Here is a 3867-nt window from a genome sequence, read left to right on the forward strand (position 1 = left end):
GCCCTCCACACTCTCGGCCCGCCCCTCACATCAGCCGGCTGGTCACCACGAAATACAGCACGAAGATCACCCCGATCCCCCACACCACCGTCGTGAGGCCAGAGCGGCGGCCGAGGGCCAGGCACAGCAGGATGTAGGCGAAGGTGCCGATCGCCATGCCGTTGATCAGGTTGTTGCTGAGCACCGTGACCAGCAGCATCAGCACCACCGGCACCGCATTGGCGAGGTCCGACATGTCGACCCGTGCCAGCCCTTGCAGCATGAAGATGCCGACCACCACCAGCGCCGGCGCCGTGGCCTGGGGCGGGATGATGACGAAGACCGGCCAGATGAACAGCGCCAGCACGAAGCAGGCCGCGACCACCACCGAGGTCAGACCGGTGCGGCCGCCGGCCTGCACCCCGGCGACGGATTCGATGAAGGCCGTCACCACCGAGGTGCCGAGCAGCGGCCCGACGATGGTCGCGGTGGCGTCGGTCGAGAAGGCGGCGGTGGCGTTCGGGATCGACCCGTCCGGCCGGCGCAGATTGGCAGCGCCGGTGACGCCGATCAGCGTCGCCAGGGTGCTGAAGAACTCGCCGCACAGGAAGTAGAACATCAGCGGCAGCGCCACCACGAAATGCGAGATGAGGTAGCTGAAGTCGAGCGCCAGGAAGGTGCTCTCCGGCCATTTCGGCAGGGCGAACACCGCGGCCGGCAGCGTCGTTACCATGGTGCCGTCATCCTTCAGCGGCACGAACATGCCGATCACGGTGAGCACGGCGATCGACAGGATCAGCGCCCCCGGCACGCCGCGCGCGACCAGCACCGGCGTGACCAGGATGCCGGCCAGCGTCAGCAGCACCGGCGGGCTGGCCAGCGACCCCATCGCCACATAGGTGTTCGGGTTGGCGACGATGAAGCCGGCGCCGCGCAGGCCGATGAACACGATCAGCGTGCCGACCGCCGCCTGGATGCCGATCTTCAGCGCGTCCGGCACCTCCTTGGCCACCTTCTCGCGCAGCTTCGACAGGCTCAGGGCCAGGAAGATCACGCCGGTGACGGCGACCATGGCCAGCGCCCCCTGCCAGGGGATGCCCATCTGCTTCACCATCACATAGGCGAAGACGATGTTGGATCCCATCGCCGGGGCCACGGCCAGCGGCAGGTTGGCGGTCAGCCCCATCATCAGGCTGCCGAAGATCGCCGCCAGGGCGGTGGCGATCACCAGGTCGCCGCGGTCCATCCCCGCGGCCGACATGATCGCCGGGTTGACGGCGACGATATAGGCCATCGCCGCGAAGGTGGTGATGCCGGCGATCACCTCCTGCGGCACCGAGCTGCCGCGCTCGGACAGCCTGAAGCGGCGGTCGAGCCAGTCCTTGGCGGAGGATGTCCGGGACAGGTTGGAAACGGTCATGAGCCCCCCTCGCCCGGGTCTGCGCCGGGTCGGTTCGAACGGAACGGCGCTTCCCCTACCAGACGACGGGGTGGGTCTCCCCGCTCTGCACATTGACGAAGCCCTGCGGCGCCTGCTCGCAGGGCGCCACCAGGACCCAGCGCCACGGCGCGCAGGTCAGGGTGGCGAAGATCAGCCGTTCCGGGAATCCCGGGAACCAGCGCGGATGGAAGGACGGCTCGTACATCCAGTCGATCGTCTCGGCCGCGGCGTAGAGCGCCTGCATCTCGGCGTCGAGATCCTCCGGCGGCCGGCAGCTCATCAGCCCGCCGATCTCGTAGCGCACCGTGGCCAGCACCCGGCCGTCGCGCACCAGGGCCCAGCCGCCCTGCAGCCCGGTCAGGGTGTTGACCGCCAGCGCCATCGCCGCGTCGGAGGAGCCGGTGACCCAGATGTTGTGCTTGTCATGCGCGACCGAGCAGGCCAGCGCCGTCTCCGCCGTGCGCGGGCCGCAGCCGAGCCAGAACATCTTCGCCACCCGGCCATCGCCGGAGAAGCGGTCGACGATGGCGAACTTCGTGATGTTGCGCTCCGGGTCGCGCTGCACCGCGCCGTCGCGCACCGGCAGTTCGGCGGTGATGAAGACGTCGTCCCAATGGAAGGGCCGCAGCAGCGCCGCCTGCATGGTGTCGCGGCCCGGCGCGGCTGGCAGGGCGAAGTCGTCTGCCGTGAGGGAACGCTTGATGTTGACCGTCTGCCGCGCCCAGCCCGGCCAGTCGATCGCCGGCACCGGGCCGGTGTAGCGCTGGCCCTCCGACACCGGCTGGCCGTCGGACCAGACCTCGGCGATCTCCAGGCTCGCCACGTCCGACAGCAGCACGACATCGGCGTAGCGGCCCGGCGCCAGGCTGCCGACCCAGGGCGTCAGCCGCATGTGCCGCGCCGGGTTCAGGGTGACGCACTGGATCGCGATCTCCGGCGCCAGCCCATGCCGGATCGCCAGCCGGGCATTGTGGTCGGTGGCGCCGAGCTTGAAGGTGTCGGAGACGCTGCGGTCGTCGGTGGTGAAGGCGAGCTGCGACCAGTCGGCCAGGCCCCGTTCGATCAGCCAGGGGATCACCTCCGGCATCGAATACGGCCGCAGCTCGACGAAGATGCCGTGGGCCAGCTTCTCCCACACCTCCTCCGGCGTCCACGCCTCGTGGTCGGAGGCCAGGCCGGCGGCGGCGAAGGCGCTGATCGCGGCGGTGTCGCGCAGGCCCGCGCCGTGGCCCTCGACCACGCCGCGCTGCTCGAAGGTGGCGCGGATCATGCCCCAGAGCCGCGGATAGGACGGGTTCTCCGGGTTCCAGACCGCCGGCCAGTCCATCACCTCGTCCAGCCCGGCGACCATCAGGCTGTCCTTCAGGAAGCCCTTCTGCTCGTCATAGCCGTACCAGCCGCCGCCCCATTCATAGGCCGTCGGCGGCACCGCCGATCCGGGCAGCGGGAAGATCTTCAAGGGCGAGCCGCGGCGCCGGGCCTCGAACCAGAAGGCCAGGTTGTTCGGCCCGTCGACATTGGAGAATTCGTGGCTGGCCTCGCAGGTCCAGGTGTTGCCGCGCGGCAGCACCAGCGCCGCCTCCCATTCCGGCGTCAGATGCGTGCTTTCGATATGCTTGTGCACCTCGCCGAAGCCCGGCACGGCCGCCAGCGCCGGCTTCTCCACCCGCCGCGCCGCGGTGCCGGGATAGCTCCCGGCCGGGCCGGTCCAGGCGATGCGCCGCCCCTTGATCGCGATCTCCTGGTCGTCGCGCCAGCTGCGGGTGTGGACGTCGAGCAGCCGGCCCACCCGCAGCAGCGTGTCGGCCGGGCGCTTGCCCAGCGCCGTCAGCACCAGGTCCTGGCGAATCGCCACCTCGTCCTCGGCACCGATCAAAAGATCATCGGGCAAGGGGGTCGCCATGGTCGGTCTCCGAAAGAGGTATGTCCGACCTTTACGCCTCCCTAGGAATGCCCGCCAGTCCCTTTTCCGCGAGTCGCAGGTGAAGGTCCGAAGGAACGCCCCGACCAAGGGATGGCCGGGAACCTCATCCTTCGGCCCAAGACCAACCCCAAACCAAGGACAGAACAAGTTATCAGAAAATTCGAATGGCAATATAATTGCAACAAATATGAAATGAAATACAAACACTGATTTTATTTGCTCTGCAAAGCGGAGTCACCTTAACAAAACTTTATCTGATCTCGGCTATAGCTCGCCTGTCAGTGATTCCCTTGACTGTGGGCAGCCAACCTCCGCCTCAGGCGTTCGCCGGCCGGCGTGGCGTGACCCGGGTCGACGGACAGCCAGCAGGAGACCATCATGTCCATTCCCACCTCCCGCCGCCTCGTCCTCCAGGGCGGCGGGGGGGCCCCGGCCCGGGGCGCGGGGGGCCCCCCCCGCGCCCCGGGGCGGCCCCCCCCCCCCCCCCCCCCCCCCCCCCCCCCCCCGCCCCCCCCCCCCCGGC

The 3867-nt window shown here is 69.1% G+C and carries 2 protein-coding genes; both read right to left on the reverse strand.

The window, feature by feature from the left end:
• Positions 1–25: 25 nt before the first annotated feature.
• Positions 26–1399 (reverse strand): NCS2 family permease, encoded by a 1374-nt coding sequence (locus AAHM41_RS39430; RefSeq protein WP_342242108.1) that lies wholly within the window; start codon positions 1397–1399, stop codon positions 26–28.
• A 55-nt stretch (positions 1400–1454) separates the two neighbouring features.
• Entirely contained in the window at positions 1455–3323 is a 1869-nt protein-coding gene (locus AAHM41_RS39435; protein ID WP_342242109.1) for an adenine deaminase, read from the reverse strand.
• Positions 3324–3867: the final 544 nt, after the last annotated feature.

It is taken from the genome of Inquilinus sp. OTU3971 (assembly GCF_038440215.1).

Excerpts from the sequence above, each read along its gene's own strand:
- AAHM41_RS39430 (WP_342242108.1), bottom strand. The coding sequence starts at position 1,399 with ATGACCGTTTCCAACCTGTCCCGGACATCCTCCGCCAAGGACTGGCTC.
- AAHM41_RS39435 (WP_342242109.1), bottom strand. The coding sequence starts at position 3,323 with ATGGCGACCCCCTTGCCCGATGATCTTTTGATCGGTGCCGAGGACGAG.